21 protein-coding genes are annotated in these 20026 nt (G+C 70.6%); 17 read left to right on the top strand and 4 right to left on the bottom strand.

All coding sequences use genetic code 11. The features are described 5' to 3' along the window. Positions 1-5 precede the first annotated feature (5 nt). Genes ABZS69_RS30835 through ABZS69_RS30825 form a run of 3 tightly spaced genes read left to right on the top strand, consistent with a single transcriptional unit; the run spans position 6 to position 2450 of the window. A complete protein-coding gene (locus ABZS69_RS30835) occupies positions 6-800 on the top strand; it encodes an SDR family NAD(P)-dependent oxidoreductase (RefSeq protein ID WP_355378694.1) in 795 nt (264 codons plus the stop codon). A gap of 58 nt (positions 801-858) precedes the next feature. Beyond that, a complete protein-coding gene (locus tag ABZS69_RS30830; RefSeq protein ID WP_355378693.1) occupies positions 859-1437 on the top strand; it encodes an RNA polymerase sigma factor in 579 nt (192 codons plus the stop codon). Between the two features lie 2 nt (positions 1438-1439). Next, positions 1440-2450 carry an LCP family protein gene (locus ABZS69_RS30825; protein WP_355378692.1) on the top strand — a complete coding sequence of 337 codons (1011 nt, stop codon included), beginning with the start codon at positions 1440-1442 and terminating at the stop codon, positions 2448-2450. Between the two features lie 9 nt (positions 2451-2459). Here the strand turns inward: ABZS69_RS30825 and ABZS69_RS30820 are convergent, their stop codons facing one another. Genes ABZS69_RS30820 through ABZS69_RS30810 form a run of 3 tightly spaced genes read right to left on the bottom strand, consistent with a single transcriptional unit; the run spans position 2460 to position 4708 of the window. Next, positions 2460-3341, bottom strand: a complete 882-nt coding sequence (locus ABZS69_RS30820) for an HAD-IB family hydrolase (RefSeq protein WP_355378690.1) — start codon at positions 3339-3341, stop codon at positions 2460-2462. 18 nt (positions 3342-3359) lie between these two features. Further along, positions 3360-4010 (bottom strand): DUF5667 domain-containing protein, encoded by a 651-nt coding sequence (locus tag ABZS69_RS30815; protein ID WP_355378688.1) that lies wholly within the window; start codon positions 4008-4010, stop codon positions 3360-3362. 59 nt (positions 4011-4069) lie between these two features. Further along, positions 4070-4708, bottom strand: coding sequence for a sigma-70 family RNA polymerase sigma factor (locus ABZS69_RS30810; protein WP_355378686.1), 639 nt, complete (start codon positions 4706-4708; stop codon positions 4070-4072). 178 nt (positions 4709-4886) lie between these two features. Between ABZS69_RS30810 and ABZS69_RS30805 the strand changes: the two genes are divergently transcribed. Next, positions 4887-6365, top strand: coding sequence for an antibiotic biosynthesis monooxygenase (locus ABZS69_RS30805; RefSeq protein ID WP_355378684.1), 1479 nt, complete (start codon positions 4887-4889; stop codon positions 6363-6365). Here ABZS69_RS30805 and ABZS69_RS30800 read toward each other — a convergent pair. Beyond that, positions 6355-6591 (bottom strand): glutaredoxin family protein, encoded by a 237-nt coding sequence (locus ABZS69_RS30800; RefSeq protein WP_355378682.1) that lies wholly within the window; start codon positions 6589-6591, stop codon positions 6355-6357. The genes ABZS69_RS30805 and ABZS69_RS30800 overlap by 11 nt on opposite strands. Before the next feature lie 114 nt (positions 6592-6705). Between ABZS69_RS30800 and ABZS69_RS30795 the strand changes: the two genes are divergently transcribed. From ABZS69_RS30795 to ccsB, 13 genes are all read left to right on the top strand, one after another. Further along, a complete protein-coding gene (locus ABZS69_RS30795; RefSeq protein ID WP_355378680.1) occupies positions 6706-7383 on the top strand; it encodes a redox-sensing transcriptional repressor Rex in 678 nt (225 codons plus the stop codon). After that, positions 7380-8636 carry a glutamyl-tRNA reductase gene (locus tag ABZS69_RS30790; RefSeq protein WP_355378677.1) on the top strand — a complete coding sequence of 419 codons (1257 nt, stop codon included), beginning with the start codon at positions 7380-7382 and terminating at the stop codon, positions 8634-8636. The genes ABZS69_RS30795 and ABZS69_RS30790 overlap by 4 nt, the downstream gene beginning before the upstream one ends. Next, entirely contained in the window at positions 8633-9547 is a 915-nt protein-coding gene (gene hemC, locus ABZS69_RS30785) for a hydroxymethylbilane synthase (RefSeq protein ID WP_355378676.1), read from the top strand. The genes ABZS69_RS30790 and hemC overlap by 4 nt, the downstream gene beginning before the upstream one ends. Positions 9548-9582: 35 nt before the next feature. Further along, positions 9583-11103: a bifunctional uroporphyrinogen-III C-methyltransferase/uroporphyrinogen-III synthase gene (locus tag ABZS69_RS30780; RefSeq protein ID WP_355378674.1), complete on the top strand. Its 1521-nt coding sequence runs from the start codon at positions 9583-9585 to the stop codon at positions 11101-11103. A gap of 39 nt (positions 11104-11142) precedes the next feature. Next, a complete protein-coding gene (hemB, locus tag ABZS69_RS30775; protein WP_355378672.1) occupies positions 11143-12126 on the top strand; it encodes a porphobilinogen synthase in 984 nt (327 codons plus the stop codon). A gap of 136 nt (positions 12127-12262) precedes the next feature. Further along, positions 12263-12892: a bifunctional DNA primase/polymerase gene (locus ABZS69_RS30770; RefSeq protein WP_355378671.1), complete on the top strand. Its 630-nt coding sequence runs from the start codon at positions 12263-12265 to the stop codon at positions 12890-12892. Between the two features lie 74 nt (positions 12893-12966). After that, the gene (hemL, locus tag ABZS69_RS30765) at positions 12967-14256 is read left to right on the top strand and encodes a glutamate-1-semialdehyde 2,1-aminomutase (RefSeq protein WP_355378669.1); all 1290 of its coding nucleotides are present in this window, start codon (positions 12967-12969) and stop codon (positions 14254-14256) included. A 275-nt stretch (positions 14257-14531) separates the two neighbouring features. Further along, a complete protein-coding gene (locus tag ABZS69_RS30760; RefSeq protein ID WP_355378668.1) occupies positions 14532-15452 on the top strand; it encodes a LysR family transcriptional regulator in 921 nt (306 codons plus the stop codon). Positions 15453-15514: 62 nt separating this feature from the next. After that, positions 15515-16153 carry a histidine phosphatase family protein gene (locus ABZS69_RS30755; RefSeq protein WP_355378666.1) on the top strand — a complete coding sequence of 213 codons (639 nt, stop codon included), beginning with the start codon at positions 15515-15517 and terminating at the stop codon, positions 16151-16153. A gap of 71 nt (positions 16154-16224) precedes the next feature. Further along, positions 16225-16791: a TlpA disulfide reductase family protein gene (locus ABZS69_RS30750; RefSeq protein WP_355378664.1), complete on the top strand. Its 567-nt coding sequence runs from the start codon at positions 16225-16227 to the stop codon at positions 16789-16791. Beyond that, a complete protein-coding gene (locus ABZS69_RS30745; protein WP_355378663.1) occupies positions 16784-17506 on the top strand; it encodes a cytochrome c biogenesis protein CcdA in 723 nt (240 codons plus the stop codon). Before ABZS69_RS30750 ends, ABZS69_RS30745 begins: the two co-directional genes overlap by 8 nt. Then, positions 17506-19065 (top strand): cytochrome c biogenesis protein ResB, encoded by a 1560-nt coding sequence (locus ABZS69_RS30740; protein WP_355378662.1) that lies wholly within the window; start codon positions 17506-17508, stop codon positions 19063-19065. The genes ABZS69_RS30745 and ABZS69_RS30740 overlap by 1 nt, the downstream gene beginning before the upstream one ends. Next, positions 19055-20023, top strand: coding sequence for a c-type cytochrome biogenesis protein CcsB (gene ccsB, locus ABZS69_RS30735; protein WP_355378660.1), 969 nt, complete (start codon positions 19055-19057; stop codon positions 20021-20023). Before ABZS69_RS30740 ends, ccsB begins: the two co-directional genes overlap by 11 nt. Positions 20024-20026: the final 3 nt, after the last annotated feature.

Genomic DNA, 20026 nt, shown 5'->3' with positions numbered 1-20026 from the left:
TCCTCATGGATCTTCAGCTCTCCGGGCGCGTCGCCGTCGTCACCGGCGCGTCCAAGGGCATCGGACTCGCCGTGGCCTCCACCCTGGCCGAGGAGGGCGCCCACGTCGTGGCGGCCTCGCGGACCCGTACGGACGAGCTGCCCGACAAGGTCGTGCACGTGGCCGTCGACCTGATGGACCCCGAGGCGCCCGCGCGGGTCGTGGCGCGGGCCGTGGAGGAGTTCGGCGGGGTCGACATCCTGGTCAACAACGCCGGCGGCCCGCCGCCCGGGGTGACGCTGCCGCGCGCCGGGTTCATGACGCCCTCCGACGCGGACTGGGCGGTCATGTTCGAGTTCAACCTGTTCGCGGCCGTACGCATGATCCGGGTGGCCGTGCCCGTCATGCTGGAGCGGGGCGGCGGCTCGATCGTCAACGTCTCCTCCACCATGAGCAGGCAGCCCGGCGCAGTCAACGTCGACTACGGCGCGGCCAAGGCGGCCGTCAACCACGTCACCAAGGCCGTCTCGGAGGAGTACGGGCCCCAGGGCGTCAGGGTCAACACGGTGATGCCCGGCGCGGTGCTCACGGACTGGTGGACCAAGGAGGGCGGCGCGGCCGAGGTCTTCGCGGGCATGGTCGGGTCGGACAAGAGCAGCGTGATCGCCGAGGTCGCTCCTGCCATGATGAATCTGACCACGGGGCGGCTCGTCCGCCCGCAGGAGATCGCCGACGCGGTCGTCCTGCTCGCGTCGCCGCGGTCCGGCAGCACGACCGGCGCCGAGTTCGTGATCGACGGGGGTCAGCTCAAGGAGCTGTGAACCCTCTGGGCGGGTTGTGGCAAGACATCCGTGACCGATCCCCCACAGAAGGGCGGAGATGATCACGCAACCCGCCACCAGGGGTGCGGATTCGGAGCTCGTGAGCGCCTCGTGGACCGAACCCGAGGCGTTCGCCGAGCTCTTCGACCGCTACTCCGCGATGCTCTACCGGTACGTCTCCAAACGCCTCGGCCCCGAGCCGGCCGAGGACCTCGTCGGGGAGACGTTCCTCATCGCCTTCTCGCGCAGGAAGAGCTACGACCTGGCGTACCCGGATGCCCGGCCGTGGCTCTTCGGCATCCTCACCAAGCTGATCTCCCGCCACCACCGCAAGGAGGCGACCCGCTACCGGGCCCTCCTGCGCGCCCCTGTGGACTCCGAGGTGGAGTCGCCCGCTGACCGGGTGGCCGCCGAGGTCACCGCCCAGGCCGTCCGTGCCGAACTGGCCGGGGCCCTGGCGGCGCTGCCCGCCAAGGACCGGGACGTGCTGCTGCTCATCGCCTGGGGCGATCTCACGTACGAGGAGGTCGGGCGGGCGCTCGGCATCCCCATCGGAACCGTGCGCTCCCGCCTCAACAGGGGCAGGCGGAAGGTACGGGCCGCGCTAGGCGACACCAACCCCATGGAGGAGGAGTGACGATGGACGACCTGAAGCTGCTCCGGAACCTGGGGGAGGAGCTCGGGCACGAGCCGCCCGCGACGCTCGTCCGCCAGCGCGAACGCATGCTGCGCGACCGTCCCCGCCGCCGCTGGTCCGGCTGGTGGACGGCGGGACTCGTCGCGGTGGCCACCGCTGGCGCCGTCGCCGTGCCCGCCGTGCTCGTCAGCGGCCACAACACCGCCATGCCGCCCGCCGGCTCCCAGTCCGTGGACATGAGCGGCACGCGGAACGTGCTGGTGATCGGCTCCGACACCCGGCAGGGTGACGGCAACGCCAAGTACGGCCCCATGCAGGCGAAACAGAACGTCGGCAAGCAGTCCGACACCATCATGATCGTCCACGTGCCCGCCGACCGCGGCAGCGCCACCGTCGTCAGCGTCCCGCGCGACTCGATGGTCGAGATCCCGCGCTGCGGCTCGTCGCCCTCCAGGGTCGACCTGATCAACTCCGCGTACCGCACCGGCGGGGCGGGCTGCCTCAAGCGCACTCTGGAGTCCCTGACCGGGCTGCGGATCCAGCACTCGGTGGAGGTGGACTTCACGGGCTTCAAGGGCATGGTGGACGCGCTCGGGGGCGTCGAGGTCATCCTGCCCAGGCCGGTGAACGACAAGGCGTCGAAACTCAGGCTGTCGGCCGGCAAGCACGTGCTGAACGGGGAAGCGGCACTGGGCTATGTGCGGCTGCGGCACTACGGCGACGGGTCGGACGTCCAGCGGGTGCAGCGGCAACAGAGCCTGGTGCTGGCGATGCTGAAGAAGGCCCGGTCGGGATTGTCCTCGCCCGAGCGGCTCAAGTCGTTCCTGGGGGAGGTGCGCAAGTCGGTCAAGACCGATCTGAGCCTGGAGTCGATGTACGAGCTGGCCACCGAGCTGTCGGGGACCAAGCTGGACCTCACGACGGTCCCGTGGGAGCCGCATCCGGAGGACAGGAACCGCCTGCGGTGGAAGCAACCGGAGGCCGGAAAGCTCTTCAAACGCCTCGGAGGGTGACGACTCGCCCTACGGCTGGATCGAGTTGCGGTAGTGGCGGCGCAGGGCGATGCCGGCGGCGATGCCGCCGGCCACGGCGCCGACGCCGGCCGCGATGGGCAGGGCCGTCAGCGTGGCCTTGCGCCCGGTGCGGAAGTCCTTGATGGGCCAGTCGTGCTTCCTGGCGTATTCCCGCAGCTCGCTGTCCGGGTTGATGGCCACCGCCGAGCCCACCAGCGACAGCATGGGCAGGTCGTTGGCCGAGTCGCTGTAGGCCGTGCAGCGGGTCAGGTCGAGCCCCTCGCGGCGGGCCAGGGCGCGCACGGCCTCCGCCTTGGCGGGGCCGTGCAGGAGGTCGCCCACCAGGCGACCCGTGTAGACCCCGTCGCGGGTCTCGGCGACCGTGCCGAGGGCGCCGGTCAGGCCGAGCCGCTGGGCGATGACGCGGGCCAGCTCCACGGGGGTGGCGGTGACGAGCCACACGCGCTGGCCGGCGTCCAGGTGGCTCTGGGCGAGGGAACGGGTGCCGCCCCAGATGCGGTCGGCCATGACCTCGTCGTAGATCTCCTCGCCGAGGCGTACGACGTCGTCGACCTTGGCGCCCGCCACGAACGCCAGGGCCGTCTCCCTGGCGACCGCGATGTGCTCGGGGTTCTCGTTGCCGCGCAGCCTGAACACGGCCTGCCCGACCGCGAACTTCATCAGGTCGGACGTCGTGAACATGCCCCGCGTCGCCAGCCCCCTGGCGAAGTGGTAGATGGAGGCCCCGCGCATCATCGTGTTGTCGACGTCGAAGAACGCCGCCGCCTGGAGGTCCGGCTCGACCGGTGCGACGGTGGCCGCCGCCTGCGCCGCGGCCTCGCCGGCGGCCTCGGGCGCCACCTCGTGTCGTCGTCGAATTAGCCGCCACATGGCGCTCAGCTTACTTTCCTAGTCAGGCGCGACCAGACCCTCGATGTAGTCAAGGTATCCCTCCGCCTGGGCAAGTTGTGTGTCGTCGAGCTGCTTGAGTATCGGCCCGACGACCTTCTTCTGGTCGCGGGCGAAGGTCTTGATCTTAGGGGAGCGCGGCTCCGCCCGCTCCAGCCTGCTGATGCCCGAGCGCGTCGAGTCCTCCATGTCCTTCAGCGTCCTGCCGACCAGCGGGCCGCCGTCGGACGAGCCGAGCAGGCTGGCGACCTCCCTGGCCCGGGTCTTGGCCGAGTAGAGCTCGCGCTCGCCGCGTTCCGCGTCGTCGCTGCTGAGATGTACGAGCGTGCTCTCCGCGGCGCGCTTGAGCGGGTAGAGGGAGTCTCCCGGCACCGACTGGTACGTGGCGAAGGCGGAGACCATCATGGCCGCCGCCAGCCCCAGCGTGGCCAGCTGCGACAGCAGCGGCCGCCGGCGCGTGGGGCGGCGGTGAGCGGGTTTGCGCTGCTCGGGCGCGTCGAGGGGGGAGGAGGGCTCCAGGAGCGCGCCGGAGATGATCTCCGCGCGCAGCCGCTCGCGGAAGGCGGGCTCGGGCATGCCTCCGAGCGGCAGGCTGCGCAGCTCCGCGAGATGCTCGAGCACGAGCTCCCGCTCTCTGCGCGCCCTACCCATGACAGCTCCCTGACTGATCCGGCAGTGACATCTGACTAACGAGGTGCGAGTGGGGGAAGTTACGCCAAGTCGTGCTTGAGTGCCCTGGCCAGCGCCCGGACGGCACGGAACTGCAGCGCTTTGATCGCTCCACTCTTCTTCCCCATGATCAACGCGGTTTCCGCGAGCGAGAGTCCGTGCAGGAAGCGCAGAACCACGCACTCCTGCTGTTCGGGATTGAGATCTCGTACCGCACGCAGCACCCTGTCGTTGATGATGGCGTTGACCACGGCGTTCTCCGGAATGTGCGATCCGTCCAGAGGGACGTCGATGATCTCGCCCGTCGGGATCTCCAGCCGGTAGCGACCCGACTTGAAGTGGTCGGTGACCAGATTCCTGGCGATGGTCACGAGCCACGCGCCGAAGTCGCGTCCCTGCCACGTGAAGTCGCCGATCCTGCGCAGCGCGCGCAGGAAGGTCTCGCTGGTGAGGTCCTCGGCTAATTGGTGTGACCCCACCCGGAAGTAGATATAGCGGTAGACCAGGTCGACGTACCGGTCGTAGAGCGTGCCAAAAGAGTCGGTGCAGCCACTTTTGGCGTGCAGCACCAACGTGCGGACGTCGTCCGGCACTTCTTCACGCACGGCGGGCTCGCCCGTCCGGGCAGGCGCAGCGACCGCTGGCGCAAGCAGCCCGGCGAACGGTGACGAGTCAGGCATCCGGTATCCCTAGGGTTAAGGGGTGCGGCGTGCTCGAACACTCTAGAAATCAACCGGAAATTCCACAATCCACAGCTTGCTGGCATGACTAGGCGTAATCGGCCGATACCGTGTCTCCCGACCCGTTCCCTCTTCGGCTACCGGGCTGGGAGGTTCGTCCGGCAGCATTGGAGTCACCATGGAGATCCTCGTTGCCGTCATAGCTTTCGCCGGTGCGATCCTGGCCGCGATCGCGGTGGGCGCCCTGATTCAACGACTTCGCGACGAGCCTGAGGGGTGGTTGATCGCCTGGACCGTTGCAGTCGTATCTCTTTGCCTGTCACTGGCCGTGATCGGCCTCGGCTACGTCTTCGGGTTCGGGTCGGTCACGTTCCGGATCTACCAGATCACCGGATCGTTGCTGGCGCCGCTCTGGCTGGCCGTCGGCATGGTCCAGTTGCTGGCGGAGAAGGCGCCGCCGAGGTTCCTCGCGTGGCTGTTCGGCATCGCCCTGACGATCGTGTCGGTGGCCATCCTCGTCTTCGACCCGCTCAAGAGCGAGGAGATGGGCAAGTCGCTGCCGGCGGCCGCCAACTTCTGGGCGATCATCCCCGACAAGCTGCTGCTCGGCGTGCACGTCATCGACATCCTGGTCATGCTCGGCATGCTCGTCGTGGCGGGGGTCAAGTGGCGCCAGGGCGACGAGTACGACACCGACAACCTCCACGCGTCGCTGGTCATCGTCCCTTCGGGGATGGCGCTCGTGGGCGCGATGCGCTTCACGGTGCCGGCGCTGTTCACCACGGCGCTGCTCGCCGTCGCCGCGGCGGCCGTCTGGTACACCGTGCTGCGGCCCCTGGCGCCGTACGAGGACGACGACGAGGACGACTTCGACTCCGACCGCGACGAGCGCCCTTCGCGCCGGGACGAGCGCTCTCAGCGCCGTGAGGAGCGGGCGCAGCTCCGCGACGAGGGGCCCCTGTTCCCCGACGAGGCGCCCATGCAGCGCCAGCCGGGCCCCAGGGGCATGCCGGAGCCCGTGCCCGGCGGCCCCGGGCTCCCGCCCCCGCAGCCTCGCAGGACGTCCGGCCTGGGCGATCTGGTGGCCGAATACCGCGCGGGCGACCAGGAGGTCGACTACGCCGCGCGCATGTCGCCACCCGACTCGGGGCCCTCGACCGGCTACATCATGAACGGCGCGCCGCCCGCCGCGCCGGCGCCGCCCCAGCGCCCCGACTACGCGATGCCGGGGACCGGCGCGGTCTACCCGGGCGCGGAGCTGTTCTCGCCGGCGCCGCAGCCCGTGCCCCAGTCCGTGTCACAGCAGCAGCCCGGCTCAGGCAAGCTCTCGCCCACCATCTACGGCCTGCTCACCGTCTTCACGATCGTGGACGGCGCCGGCGAGGCGTTCGACCGGCTGGCCGAGGCGACGGTCGAGGCCGTGCGCCGTGGCGAGCCCGACACACTCGTGTACGCCTGCCACGCGGTCAAGTCGGCCCCCCTGCAGCGCATCGTCTACGAGCTCTACCGCGACGAGGTGGCCTACCGCGACCACCAGCGGCAGCCGCACGTCGAGAGGTTCGTCAACGAGCGGCAGCCGATGGTGCTGGCCACCAACGTCATCGAGCTCAACGTCAACGCCGCGAAGGTGGTGCCGCTCCCGACGGTCATGTACTGAGGGCGGCCCGCAGGCGGGCCTCGTCGACCCGCCAGAAGTCGTGCTGCACGCCGTCGATCAGCGTGACCGGGATCATCTCCCAGTATTTCTCCTGAAGCTCCTCGGAGGATTCGATGCTGATCTCCTCCCACGGCACCCCGAGCTCGCCCGCGACCTTGGCGATGATCTCTCTCGCGTCCTCACAGAGGTGACAGCCGGGCTTGCCGAGCAAGGTGATGCGATGCATGGGCACACGCTACCGCCGCGACTTTGTGCATCGGTTCACAAAGGGATTAACCTGAAAGACGGTTCGATTCCGTCACGCGGTCCCCACACCGCCCGTCCCCTGGAGCTCCGGCACGTGAGAAGCCCGTCCCAGCCCCGTGACCGCGGCATACCCGAGGCGACGGTCGCCAGGCTTCCGTTGTACCTCCGGGCGCTGCACGGGATGGCCGAGCGGGGCATCGCGACGGTCAGCTCCGAGGACCTGGCCGTGGCCGCCGGCGTCAACTCGGCCAAGCTCCGCAAGGATCTGTCACACCTGGGCTCGTACGGCACCCGCGGCGTAGGCTATGACGTCGAGTATCTCGTCTACCAGATCTCCCGCGAGCTCGGCCTGACCCAGGACTGGGCGGTCGCGATCGTCGGAGTCGGCAACCTCGGCCGCGCGCTGGCCAACTACGGCGGTTTCGTCTCCAGGGGCTTCCGGGTCGCGGCCCTCGTGGACGCCGACCCCGAAGTCGTGGGCGACACCATCGCGGGGTTGAATGTTGAGCACATCGACGAACTGGAAGCCGTCGTCAAGCGGCGTGGAGTCTCGATCGTGGTTCTGGCGACACCGGCGGCAGCGGCGCAGGAAGTGTGCGATCGCGTTATTTCCGTGGGCGTGACCAGCATCCTGAACTTCGCTCCGGTTGTACTTTCCGTGCCGGACGGCGTCGATGTCCGTAAAGTCGACCTATCTATCGAACTGCAGATTCTCGCGTTCCACGAGCAACGCAAGGCTGGGGGGCCACTCATGGCGGTGGACAGTCAATGAGTGTTCTGGCTATCGGACTCAGCCACCGGACCGCTCCGGTGGCACTTTTGGAGCGCGTCTCGATCACGGGCGACGCGCTCGCCAAACTCCTGCACGACGTGCAGCAGGATCCCTGCGTCGCGGAGGCCATGGTGGTCTCGACCTGCAACAGGGTCGAGGTCTACGTCACGGTCGACCGCTTCCACGCCGCCGTCACCGCCATCAGCGGCCTGCTCGGCGTCCACTCGGGCGTCCCGGTCGAGGAGCTGACGCCCCACCTCTACGTGCACTACGAGGAGCGGGCCGTCGAGCACCTGTTCTCGATGGTGTGCGGGCTCGACTCCATGGTCGTGGGCGAGGGCCAGATCCTCGGGCAGGTCCGCCAGGCCCTCAAGCTGGCGCAGCGCCAGGGCACCGTCGGCGCCACCCTCAACGAGCTGGTTCAGCAGGCGCTGCGGGTCGGCAAGCGGGCGCACCACGAGACCGGCATCGACAAGGCGGGCGCCTCCCTCGTCTCCGCCGGCCTGGCCCTGGCGGGCGACCTGGCCGGGCGGCGGGCGCTGGTGGTCGGGGCCGGCTCCATGAGCTCGCTGGCCGCCGCCACGCTGGCGCGCGCCGGGGTCACCGACATCGTGGTGGCCAACCGTACGTACGAGCGCGGCGCCCGGCTGGCCGAGTCCGTCGGCGGCCGGGCGGTGGGCTTCGCCGCCGTGGCCGACGAGCTGGCCGAGGCCGACCTCGTCATCACCTGCACGGGCGCCGGGCGCCACGTCATCACGCCGGAAATGCTGAGCGGACCGGCGTTCCTGCTGGACCTGGCGCTGCCGCACGACGTCGACCCGGCCGTGCGGTCCGTGCCCGGCGTTACGCTTGTTGACCTGGAGACGATCCAGGAGTCCGGGATCGGCTCCCGCGGCGGCGACGCCGTCGAGTCCGTACGCGCCCTCGTCGCCGGTGAGCTGCGCGCCTTCCTCGACGCGGAGCGGGCCGCCAAGGTCACCCCGACCGTGGTGGCGCTGCGCAGCAAGGCGGCGGGCGTGGTCGAGTCCGAGCTCGGCCGGCTGCTCATGCGGGTGCCCGACCTGGACGAGAAGACACGCGACGAGGTGGCCATGACCGTGCAGCGAGTCGTCGACAAGCTGCTCCACGAGCCCACAGTGCGTGTCAAGCAGCTCGCCACCTGCCCAGGAGGCGATCATTATGCGGAAGCGCTGCGTGAGCTGTTCAATCTCGATCCGAAGATGCCCGAGGCCGTGAGGGAGGTGGAGCTGTGACGTCGGGAGCTCTGCGGCTGGGGACCCGCCGCAGTCTGATGGCCACCACGCAGTCCCAGATGGTGGCCGACGCCTACACGCGGCTCACCGGGCGCGCGATCGAGCTGGTGGGCATCACGACGTTCGGCGACGTCACCAAGGCCCAGATCGCGCAGCTCGGCGGCACGGGCGTGTTCGTCAGCGCGCTGCGCGACAAGCTTCTGGAGAACGAGGTCGACTTCGCCGTCCACTCGCTGAAGGACCTGCCGACCAAGCAGGACCCCGGCTTCACGCTGGCGGCGATCCCGGCCCGGCACGACCACCGCGACGCGCTGGTCGGCCCGCACAAGTTCGCTGACCTGCAGCCCGGCGCCAGGGTCGGCACCGGCTCGCTGCGCCGGATCGCCATGCTCAGCGCGCTGCGGCCCGACCTGGAGTACGTCCCGATCCGCGGCAACGCGGACACGCGTATCGGCAAGGTAACCTCAGGTGAGCTCGACGCGGTCGTGCTGGCCTCGGCCGGCCTGACCAGGATCGGCCGTGACGCCGAAATCGCACAGATCTTCGAGGTGGAGGAGTTGCTGCCGGCTCCCGGTCAGGGCGCGCTGGCCGTGGAGTGCAGGTCCGACAGGGCCGACCTCATCGAGTTTCTGAGTGTTCTCGACGACCCGCGCACGCGCTCCGCGGTGACCGCCGAGCGAGCCGTCCTGGCGGCTCTCGAGGCCGGTTGCTCCGCTCCGGTGGGTGCTTTCGCGGTCGATGACGGGCACACTCTGAACCTGACCGCCGTGGTCGTCGCCGTCGACGGCCGCACGGCGGTCCGCAAGTCCGCCGCCGGCTCTCCTTCGGAGGCTGCGAACCTGGGCCGCCTCCTGGCTGCCGAGATGATCGCCGAAGGAGCCGACAGATTGATGGGGGAGCATTCCCATTGAGCTCCGATAGTCCAACCTCCGGAATCGTCGCGTTCGTGGGCGCGGGTCCCGGCGATCCCAACCTGCTCACGCTCCGCGCCGCCGAGCTGCTCGCCAAGGCCGACGCCGTGGTGCTCGGCGACGAGGCCCAACGCCCGCTGCTGCGCCACTGCCGCGAAGGCGTCGAGGTCGTGGAGAACGACGACACCAAGGACGGGCTGGTCAAGCGGGCCAAGCACGGGCAGCTCGTGGTGCGCCTGTGCGAGGGCGACCCCATGCTGTTCTCCTCGATCACCGAGGAGGTCGCGGCCTGCGCCGCGGCGGAGGTGGACTTCGAGATCGTTCCCGGCGTGCCGCCCGCGACCGCCGTGCTCACGTACGCGGGCATCCCGGCCGCCAGCTCCGTGCCCGAGTTCCGCGTCGTGGACGCCGCGCAGGAGCAGGACTGGGCCGCGCACGCCGCCTGCCGCGGCACCCTGGTGATCTACAACGGCATCGGCGACGCCGTGGCCATCGGCAAGGCGCTCATCGCGGGCGGCAAGCCCGACAGCACGCCCGTCGCGGTCAGCAGCGGCGGCACCACCACCGAGCAGTACACCGTCGTGTCCTCGCTCAACCGGCTCCAGGCCGACCTCAAGCACGCCGGGTTCACCGAGCCGGCGCTCATCGTGGTCGGCGAGGCCGTGGGGCTGCGCGACAAGCTGTCGTGGTTCGAGACCAAGCCGCTGTTCGGCTGGCGGGTGCTGGTGCCCCGCACCAAGGAGCAGTCGCGCAGCCTGTCCGAGCAGCTCGTCGCGTACGGCGCGGTGCCCGAGGAGGTGCCGACCATCTCGGTCGAGCCGCCCCGCACGCCGCAGCAGATGGACCGCGCCATCAAGGGCCTGGTCACGGGCCGCTACGAGTGGGTGGCCTTCACCAGCGCCAACGCGGTCAAGGCGGTGCGCGAGAAGTTCGAGGAGTACGGGCTCGACGCGCGGGCCTTCGCCGGGCTCAAGGTGGCGGCCGTGGGCGACGCGACCGCGCAGGCCCTGGTCGAGTTCGGGGTCAAGCCCGACCTGCTGCCGTCGGGGGAGCAGTCCTCCGAGGGGCTGGTCGCCGAGTGGCCGCCGTACGACTCGATGCTCGACCCGATCAACCGGGTGCTGCTGCCGCGGGCCGACATCTCCACCGACACGCTGGTGGCCGGGCTCACCGAGCTGGGCTGGGAGTGCGACGACGTCACCGCGTACCGCACCGTGCGGGCCGCGCCGCCGCCCGCGCCCATCCGCGAGGCGATCAAGGGCGGCGGCTTCGACGCCGTGCTCTTCACGTCCTCCTCCACCGTGCGCAACCTGGTGGGCATCGCGGGCAAGCCGCACAACGTCACGGTGATCGCGGTCATCGGGCCGCAGACGGCCAAGACGGCCGAGGAGTTCGGGCTCCGGGTGGACGTCATGGCCGACAAGCCGTCGGCCTCCGCCCTGGCCGCCGCGGTGGCCGAGTACGGAGCCAAGCAGCGCCAGGCGGCGCTGGCGGCCGGCGACACCCCTCGCAGGCCGTCGCAGAACCGCCGGGGCGCCAGGAGAAGAGCCAGGTGAATTCTTAGCCTTCGCGTTTTCGCGATTGAGGAGTGGCGTATGACCGCGCAGTTCCCTGTGGCCCGGCCGCGGCGGCTGCGTCGCAGCCCCGCCCTGCGCCGGATGGTGGCGGGCACCAGGTTGCACGCCGCCGACCTGATCCTGCCCGCGTTCGTCAAGGAGGGCATCGCCGAGCCGCAGCCCGTGGCCTCGATGCCCGGTGTCTTCCAGCACACCCGCGACTCGCTGCGCAAGGCCGCGCACGAGGCGGCGGAGGCGGGCGTCGGCGGGATCATACTGTTCGGGATCCCCGCGGTGAAGGACGCGCGGGGCTCGGCCGCCGACGATCCCGACGGGATCCTGCAGGTGGCGCTGCGTGAGGTGAACGCCGAGGTCGGCGACGCGGTCGTGGTCATGGCCGACACCTGCCTCGACGAGTTCACCGACCACGGGCACTGCGGGATCCTCACCCCGTCCGGCGACGTGGACAACGACGCCACGCTGGAGCGCTACGCCTCGATCGCGGTGGCCCAGGCCGCCGCGGGCTCGCAGATGGTGGCGCCGAGCGGGATGATGGACGGCCAGGTGGGGGCGATCCGCTCCGCTCTCGACGGGGCCGGCTACGGGAACGTCCCGATCCTGGCCTACACGGCGAAGTACGCCTCCGCCTTCTTCGGGCCGTTCCGCGAGGCCGCCGAGTGCGCGCCGCAGTTCGGCGACCGCAGCTCCCACCAGCAGGACCCCGCAGGGCCGCTGGAGGAGGCGCTGCGCGAGGCCCGGCTCGACCTCGCCGAGGGCGCCGACATCGTCATGGTCAAGCCCGCGCTGGCCTACCTCGACGTCATCACCCGCATGCGCGACGAGGTGGACGTGCCGGTGGCCGCCTACCAGGTGAGCGGCGAGTACGCCATGATCGAGGCGGCCGCGGCCAACGGCTGGGTGGACCGGGACCGCATGATCATGGAGTCGCTGGTCGCGATCAAGCGCGCGGGGGCCGACCTGATCCTCACGTACTGGGCGACGGAAGTGGCACGAGGGCTCTAACCAAGGGGTTTCCCGTCAACTCGTGTGGCGTGTGCGTTAGAGTGCGATGACAAGTGCTGGTGTGTCCCGCGTGGCGCGGATGGCTGCCCCGGAGCCGGGACCTCTTCAGGCACTTGGGACTCGACGGGAGACACCAATGGTGGGGGTACCACTGGCTCGGCGTACCAGAAAACGGTCGCGGCCGACACGCATCGGCTCCGTGCTCGAATACGCCGCCCTGGGGTGGCCCGTCGTGCCGGGCGCTTATCCGCTGCGTGAGGGGCGCCGGGCCTGCTCCTGTGACCGCCTCGGCTGTCCCGACCCGGGTGCCCATCCGCTCTCGCCCGCCTGGCATCTGCAGGCCACCACGGACACGGCGCTGCTGGCGCGCTGGTGGCAGGCCGAGCCTGAAGCCAACGTGATACTGCCCACCGGACGCGTGTTCGACGTCTTCGACGTACCGCTCGCCATCGGCCTGTCCGCCCTCACCAGGATCGACAACGCCGGAGCACACCCTGGCCCGGTCGCCGCCAACGGCGACCGGGTTTTGTTTTACGTGGCCACGCGGGGCAACCCGGAGGACGAGGACGAGTGGTGGTCGTGCCAGCTCGACTGCGACCCCGCCACGATCGACGACACGCCAGGCCTGAGGTGGCACTGCCGCGACAGCTACGTCCTGGCGCCCCCCTCGGCCCTTCCCACGGGGCAGCCCGTCTCCTGGCTCCGGCCGCCGAACGGCCAGCCGCTGCCCGACCCGCTGCGCATCCTGGAGTGGCTGGCCGACTGACCGCCGCCTTCCGGGGCCCGCTGTCGCCGGTGCTCCGTGCGGGGGCGGGTGGGGGCGCGGCTAACCTGGGTCGGGTGAGCCGTACACAGAACTCCGAGGACCTGTTCGACCGCGCCCGCCGGATCGTGCCCGGAGGCGTCAACTCGCCGGTGCGGGCCTTCGGCGCGGTCGGCGGGACGCCGCGCTTCATGGTCTCCGGCCAGGGCCCCCACATCACCGACGTCGACGGCAACCGCTACGTCGACCTCGTGTGCTCCTGGGGCCCCATGATCCTCGGGCACCGTCACCCCGCGGTCGTCGAGGCCGTGTCCGGCGCCGTCGCCAACGGGTTCTCCTACGGCACCGCCACCCCCGGCGAGGTGGAGCTGGCCGAGGAGATCGTCGCCAGGGTGGCACCGGTCGAGAAGGTGCGGCTGGTCAGCTCGGGCACCGAGGCGACGATGAGCGCGGTGCGGCTGGCCAGGGGGTTCACCGGGCGGTCCAAGGTGATCAAGTTCGCGGGCTGTTACCACGGGCACGTCGACGCGCTGCTGGCCGCGGCCGGGTCCGGGGTGGCGACGTTCGGGCTGCCCGACACGCCGGGCGTGACCGGGGCGTCGGCGGCGGACACGATCGTGCTGCCGTACAACTCCGTCGAGGCCGTCGAAGCGGCGTTCGCGGAGGCGGAGGTCGCGTGCGTGATCACGGAGGCCTGCCCGGCGAACATGGGCATCGTCCCGCCGAAGGACGGGTTCAACGCGCGGCTGCGCGAGCTGTGCACGGAGCACGGCGCGCTGCTCATCGTCGACGAGGTGCTGACGGGGTTCCGGGTCTCGCCCGCGGGCTGGTACGGCCTGGACCCGGTGGAGGCCGACCTGATGACGTTCGGGAAGGTCATGGGCGGCGGCCTGCCCGCCGCGGCCTTCGGGGGACGGGCCGAGGTGATGGCCCTGCTCGCGCCCGAGGGGCCCGTCTACCAGGCGGGGACGCTGTCGGGTAACCCGCTGGCGTGCGCGGCCGGTCTGGCCACCCTGCGCGCCCTGGACGCCGAGGCGTACGAGCGCGTCGACGCCGCCGCGCTCGTGGTCGGCGACGCCGCCTCCGCGGCGCTGTCGGCCGCCGGGGTGCCGCACCGGCTGCAGCGGGCGGGCAACCTGTTCTCGATCTTCTTCACGGACGCGGAAGTGACGAACTTCGCCGAGGCCAAGACGCAGAACACGGCCGCGTTCACCGCGTTCTTCCACGCGATGCTCGACCAGGGCGTCTACCTGCCGCCGTCGGCGTACGAGGCGTGGTTCCTGTCGGCCTCCCACGACGAGGAGGCGCTGAGCCGCGTCGCCGACGCCCTGCCCGCAGCGGCGAAGGCGGCCGCGGCCGTTCTCTGACACACGGCGGCCGCCATACCGGCGGCCCAGCGCCACGGGGCCCCTGGGCGGCCGTGCGGCCGCCGGCGGGGGCGAGGTGGCGGAGCCACGCTCAGCGAGCGGGCTTCTGGTAGCGGATGCGCTGGTCGCGAGCCTGCTCGGCCAGCACCTTGAGGTACGACACGGAGCTCGGCTGCGGCTTCTTCGTCTTAAGGATTCTCATGCATCTATTTTCATCCGCTACACATTGAAGGACAAGCGAGACTTTCTACGCTAAACCATTTAGGATGCCTTACATGTTGGACTTGAACCGGCTCAAGGCCCTACATGCGGTCCACGTCTACGGGTCGGTCGGAGCGGCGGCCGACGCGCTCATGGTCACGCCGTCGGCGGTGTCCCAGCAGATCGCCAAGCTGGAGCGCGAGACCGGCGCCCGGCTCATGGAGCGCAACGGGCGCGGCGTGCGCCTCACGGACGCGGCCGGCCTGCTGGCCGAGCACGCCGAGCGCATCCTCGCCCTGGTCGAGACCGCCGAGGCGGACTTCGAGGCGCTGCGCGGCGAGGTCGTCGGCCGGCTGAACATCGCGGCCTTCCCCACCGCCGTGCGCGGCCTCATGCCCGGCGCGCTCGTCTCGCTCCGGCAGCGCCATCCAGACCTGTGGGTCCAGCTCAGCGAGCGCGAGCCGGAGCGGGTGGTGCGCGAGGTGGCCAGGGGCGAGCTGGACCTGGGAGTCATCCAGGACTGGCTCAACCGGCCCATGGCCCTGCCCGACGGGCTGTCCAAGGCCACGCTGCTCGACGACGTGGCCGACATCGCGGTGCCCGCCGACCACCCGCTGGCGCACGCCAAGGAGCTGGAGCTGGCCCAGCTGCGTGACGACCACTGGATCAGCGGCTCTCCCGGCACCGTCTGCCACGACTGGCTCGTCTTCACCCTGCGCAGCGCCTCGGTGGAGCCCGTGATCGCGTGCATGGCCGACGAATACCCCACCCAGCTCGCGCTGGTGGCGGGCGGGCTGGGGTGCGCGATCGTGCCGCGGCTCGGCCGGGACTGCGTGCCCGACGGCGTGCGCCTCATCCCGATCAGGCCGCGCCAGACGCGGCGCATCTACGCCGTGTGGCGCACGGACGCGGCCCGCCGTCCCGCGATCAGGGCCATGGTGGAGGCGCTGGCCGAGGCGAGCAGGACGCAGGAGAACGCCTGGGCCGTCAGCTGAGCTGCCCCGCCACGCGGGGCTGCCGCTGCTCACCGAGGTCGAGCGGATAGGCTGTGCGCACCATGGCTGAAACCACCGTCGTCCACCTGCTGCGCCACGGCGAGGTGTACAACCCCGCAGGCGTCCTGTACGGCAGGCTCCCGGGTTACCACCTGTCCGAGACGGGCAGGCTCATGGCCGAGACGGTCGCCAAGGCCGTGGGCGGCCGTGACATCGTCGCCATCTTCAGCTCGCCGTTGGAACGCGCCCTTGAGACCGCGGCGCCCCTCGCCGAGAAGCTCGGCCTCGACGTCGTCCAGGACGAGCGCCTGATCGAGGCGGGCAACATGCTCCAGGGCCGTCCGGTGGGCCAGGGCCTGGCGATCCTGCGAAACCCGCGCAACTACCGCTATTTCTACAATCCGCTGCGCCCGTCCTGGGGCGAGGCGTACCCGGCGATCGTCAAGCGCATGAAGTCGGTGATCGACGACGCCAGGGCGGCGGCACGCGGGCACGAGGTGGTGCTCGTCAGCCACCAGCTCCCCATCTGGATGATCAGGTCGGCCGCCGAGGGCCGCCGGCTCTGGCACGATCCGCGGCGCAGGCAGTGCGCGCTGGCCAGCCTCACCACGCTCACCTTCGACGGCGACCGCCTCGTCAGCATCGGCTACAGCGAGCCCGCCGGGTCGCTTCAGACCGGTCCGTCCGTTCCCGGGGCCTGATGTCCGGAGCGAGGGGGCTCCCCGGTAGAGTTGCAAGCTCTACCGGTTGTAGTACAAGGAGATCTCCCTCCGTGCGCGCCAAGTCCATCTCTCTCGTCCTCCTCGGTCTGCTGGTCGCGGGCTGCGCGGGCAACCAGGGCGGCCAGCCGCAGGCGGGCGACACCCGTTTCGTCGCCGGCGACGGGAAGATGCAGGTGTTCGCCGCGGCCGAGCGCAAGCCCGCGCCCGCGGTCGAGGGGCCGACCCTCGACGGGGCCACCGCCTCGCTCGCCGCCCACAAGGGCAAGGTCGTGGTGCTCAACTTCTGGGCGTCGTGGTGCGGGCCGTGCCGGGCCGAGGCGCCGGTGCTCAAGGAGGTCGCGGCCAAGACCAAGGCCGGCGGCGTGGAGTTCATCGGCGTCGACTTCAAGGACCGCCAGGCCGACGCGCTGGCGTTCGAGCGCACCGAGAAGACCGGCTACCCGCACATCTTCGACCAGCCGGGCAAGGTCGCGCTGGCCTTCCAGGGCACGGTGCCGCCCGCGGCCATCCCGTCCACCCTGATCATCGACAAGCAGGGTCGGATCGCCGCCAGGGCGCTCGGCGCCGTCAAGTACACCGACCTGCTCGACACCGTGACCAAGGTGCGCGATGAGTGACGTCGTGGCCTCGGGCTCGCTGCTGCTCGCGGTGCCGATCGCGGTGCTGGCCGGGGTCGTGTCGTTCCTGTCGCCGTGCGTGCTGCCGCTGGTGCCGGGCTACCTGTCGTACGTGACCGGCATGAGCGCCGACCCCAAGCGGGGGCGGCTGGTGCTGGGGACGGTGCTGTTCGTGGCCGGGTTCGGGCTGGTGTTCGTGCTCAGCGGGGCGCTGTTCGGCGGGCTCGGCTCGGTCATGCTGGGCCACATCGAGATCATCACGCGGGTGCTCGGGGTGCTGACCATCCTGCTCGGGCTCGCGTTCCTGGGGCTCGTCCCCGGGCTGATGCGCGACGTGCGGATCCACAAACTGCCCGCCGCCGGGCTGGCCGGGGCGCCGCTGCTCGGGGTGGTGTTCGGGCTGGGGTGGACGCCGTGCATCGGGCCCACGCTGGCCGTGGTGCTGACGCTCGGGCTCAACGAGGGCAGCGCCACGCGCGGCGCCCTCCTGGCCGTCGCGTACGCGCTGGGCCTCGGGCTGCCGTTCGTGGGCGCGGCGTTCGCGTACAGCAGGGCCCTGCGCACGTTCCGGGCCATCCGCAAGCACTCGCGCCTGATCACCAGGATCGGCGGCGGCATGATGGTGGCCGTCGGGGTGCTGCTCGTGACCGGGTTGTGGGGAGAGATGATCGCTGCCATGCAGGGCCTGATCGGCGGATTTGTGCCGGTGATCTGATGAGCGTCCAGGAGCTGGAGAAGGAGCAGGAGCCGCGGCAGGCGGGGTTCGGGCTGGTCGCCTGGCTGCGGTGGGGCTGGCGCACGCTCACCTCGATGAAGACGGCGCTGATCCTGCTCTTCCTGCTCGCGCTCGCCTCGGTGCCGGGCTCGCTGGTGCCGCAGCGCGGTGTCGACCCCGACAAGGTGGCCCGGCTCTACGACCAGAGCCCCACGCTGGCCCAGTGGTACGACAGGTTCCAGCTCTTCGAGGTGTTCACCTCGGTCTGGTTCGCGGCGATCTACCTGCTGCTGTTCACCTCGCTGATCGGCTGCATCATCCCGCGCACCGCCACCTACCTGCGCGAGGTGCGCCGCAAGCCGCCGGCCGCGCCCAAGCGCCTGTCACGCCTGCCCCACTCCGCTTCGTTCGAAAGTGACCTGGGCGTCGACGAGGCCGCCGCGCGGCTGCGCAAGCTGCGCTTCCGCGTCGTGAGCGGCGACGGGTGGGTGTCCGCGGAGAAGGGGTTCCTGCGCGAGACCGGAAACCTGTTCTTCCACGTCGCCCTGATGGGCATCCTGTTCGCGGTCGGTTTCGGCTCGCTGTTCGGCTACCGCGGCAACGTCCTGGTCGTCGAGGGCGACGGGTTCGCCAACACGGTGGCCGCCTACGACCGGTTCATCCCCGGCAGCCAGGTCTCGGCCGAGTCGCTGGAGCCGTTCTCCTTCCAGTTGGAGGACTTCAAGGTCGCCTACCAGGTGACGGGCGAGAAGCGTGGCCAGGCGCTCGACTACACGGCCCGGCTGAAGGTCAACGACTCGCCCGGGTCGCCCGCCCGCGAGTACGACCTCAAGGTCAACGACCCGCTGGAGATCAACGGCACGCAGACGTACCTGATCGGCAACGGCTACGCCCCCACCTTCAGGGTCACCGACGGCAAGGGACAGGTCGCCTTCGAGGGCCCGGTGCCGTGCCTCATCGAGGCCAAGGCCACGATGACCTCGGGATGCGTGGTCAAGGTGCCCGACGCCCAGCCGGAGCAGCTGGGGTTCCTGCTGCAGTTCCTGCCCACCAGCGTGCCGCTGACAGACGGCACGTACGCCTCGGCCTTCCCGGGCGAGCTCAACCCCGAGGTGCAGCTCGTCGGGGCCTTCAGCGGCGACCTGGGGCTGCGCTCCGGTCGGCCGCAGTCGGTCTACGAGCTCGCGCCGCCCGAGCTCATCAAGAAGCTCACCCCGCTCGTCATGGGCAAGAGCGTGCCCAAGCCCCTCGCGGTCGGCCAGTCGATCGACCTGCCGAAGGGGGCGGGCAAGCTGGAGTTCACCGGGGTCAAGCAGTGGATCACGCTCCAGACCGCCTACGACCCCGGGCGGATGCCGGTGCTGCTCGCCGCCGCCACGGCCGTCGTCGCCATCGCGGCTTCCCTGATGATCCGCCGCCGCAGGGTGTTCGTGCGGATCGGGAACGGCGTGGTCGAGGTGGGCGGCCTCACCCGTACAGAAGGCTCCGCGGCGGGCTTCGCCGAGGAGTTCGCCGACATCGTCAAGGTTCTATCCGCAGGAGAAAAGGATGTCCGCTGAGCAACTCGCGGAGCTGAGCGACCTTTTCGTCGTCGCCGCCGTTCTGCTCTACTTCTTCGCCATGGTCGGGTTCGCGATCGAGCTGGCCTTCGGCAGGGCCCGGCCGGACAAGGCCGCCGTCGAGCGGTCCGAGGTCAGGCAGCCGGTCGCGGTCGGAGCGGCCGGGGCCGACACGGCTGACGTGGCTGACGTGGCGCCCCCGATCGACGGTGCGGTCGCCGCGCCGGAGGCGGCGGGCAGGTCGTCGCGGGCCGGCACGGTGGCCCTGGCGCTCGCCTGGCTGGGCTGGGCGGGCAACCTCGCCGCCATCGCCACCCGCGGCCTGGCCGTGGACCGGTGGCCGTGGGGCAACATGTACGAGTTCGTGGTGGCCATCTGCTTCGCCGCCGTGACCGCGTTCCTCGGCACCCAGATCCGCTACAACGTGCGCTTCCTCGGCGCCTTCGTGTCACTCACGGCGGCCCTCGGCCTGGGGCTGGCGGTCAAGTTCTTCTACACGGCGGCCGGGCCCGTCGTGCCCGCGCTGGACTCGTACTGGATCGCCATCCACGTCACCGCCGCGATCATCGCCAGCGGCCTGTTCACGCTGGCCGGCGTCTCCGGGGTCCTCTATCTGGTGCGCGGCGACGGGATGTCCCGCCTGCCCTCGCGGGCCGACCTGGAGCGGGTGGCGCACCGGGCGATCGTCTTCTCGTTCCCGCTGTGGACGTTCGCGGTGATCGCGGGCGCGCTCTGGGCCGACCGGGCGTGGGGGCGCTACTGGGGCTGGGACCCCAAGGAGGTCTGGTCGTTCATCACCTGGGTGGCCTACGCCGCCTACCTGCACGCCAAGGTGACGGCCGGATGGCGGGGGAGGGCGGCGACGATCGTGCAGCTCGTGGCGTTCGCCTGCCTGATGTTCAACCTCGTCGGCGTCAACATCTTCATCAGCGGCCTGCACAGCTACGCCGACGTCTGATCG

The organism is Nonomuraea sp. NPDC005650, from assembly GCF_040605375.1.
In the GTDB taxonomy this organism is placed as follows: domain Bacteria; phylum Actinomycetota; class Actinomycetes; order Streptosporangiales; family Streptosporangiaceae; genus Nonomuraea.
This window is presented reverse-complemented; position numbering and strand designations above follow the sequence as displayed.

Bases quoted from the DNA above. Each gene is read 5' to 3' on its own strand.
- ABZS69_RS30835 (WP_355378694.1), top strand. From the start codon at position 6: ATGGATCTTCAGCTCTCCGGGCGCGTCGCCGTCGTCACCGGCGCGTCC.
- ABZS69_RS30830 (WP_355378693.1), top strand. From the start codon at position 859: ATGATCACGCAACCCGCCACCAGGGGTGCGGATTCGGAGCTCGTGAGC.
- ABZS69_RS30825 (WP_355378692.1), top strand. From the start codon at position 1,440: ATGGACGACCTGAAGCTGCTCCGGAACCTGGGGGAGGAGCTCGGGCAC.
- ABZS69_RS30820 (WP_355378690.1), bottom strand. From the start codon at position 3,341: ATGTGGCGGCTAATTCGACGACGACACGAGGTGGCGCCCGAGGCCGCC.
- ABZS69_RS30815 (WP_355378688.1), bottom strand. From the start codon at position 4,010: ATGGGTAGGGCGCGCAGAGAGCGGGAGCTCGTGCTCGAGCATCTCGCG.
- ABZS69_RS30810 (WP_355378686.1), bottom strand. From the start codon at position 4,708: ATGCCTGACTCGTCACCGTTCGCCGGGCTGCTTGCGCCAGCGGTCGCT.
- ABZS69_RS30805 (WP_355378684.1), top strand. From the start codon at position 4,887: ATGGAGATCCTCGTTGCCGTCATAGCTTTCGCCGGTGCGATCCTGGCC.
- ABZS69_RS30800 (WP_355378682.1), bottom strand. From the start codon at position 6,591: ATGCATCGCATCACCTTGCTCGGCAAGCCCGGCTGTCACCTCTGTGAG.
- ABZS69_RS30790 (WP_355378677.1), top strand. From the start codon at position 7,380: ATGAGTGTTCTGGCTATCGGACTCAGCCACCGGACCGCTCCGGTGGCA.
- hemB (WP_355378672.1), top strand. From the start codon at position 11,143: ATGACCGCGCAGTTCCCTGTGGCCCGGCCGCGGCGGCTGCGTCGCAGC.
- ABZS69_RS30770 (WP_355378671.1), top strand. From the start codon at position 12,263: ATGGTGGGGGTACCACTGGCTCGGCGTACCAGAAAACGGTCGCGGCCG.
- ABZS69_RS30760 (WP_355378668.1), top strand. From the start codon at position 14,532: ATGTTGGACTTGAACCGGCTCAAGGCCCTACATGCGGTCCACGTCTAC.
- ABZS69_RS30755 (WP_355378666.1), top strand. From the start codon at position 15,515: ATGGCTGAAACCACCGTCGTCCACCTGCTGCGCCACGGCGAGGTGTAC.
- ABZS69_RS30745 (WP_355378663.1), top strand. From the start codon at position 16,784: ATGAGTGACGTCGTGGCCTCGGGCTCGCTGCTGCTCGCGGTGCCGATC.
- ABZS69_RS30740 (WP_355378662.1), top strand. From the start codon at position 17,506: ATGAGCGTCCAGGAGCTGGAGAAGGAGCAGGAGCCGCGGCAGGCGGGG.
- ccsB (WP_355378660.1), top strand. From the start codon at position 19,055: ATGTCCGCTGAGCAACTCGCGGAGCTGAGCGACCTTTTCGTCGTCGCC.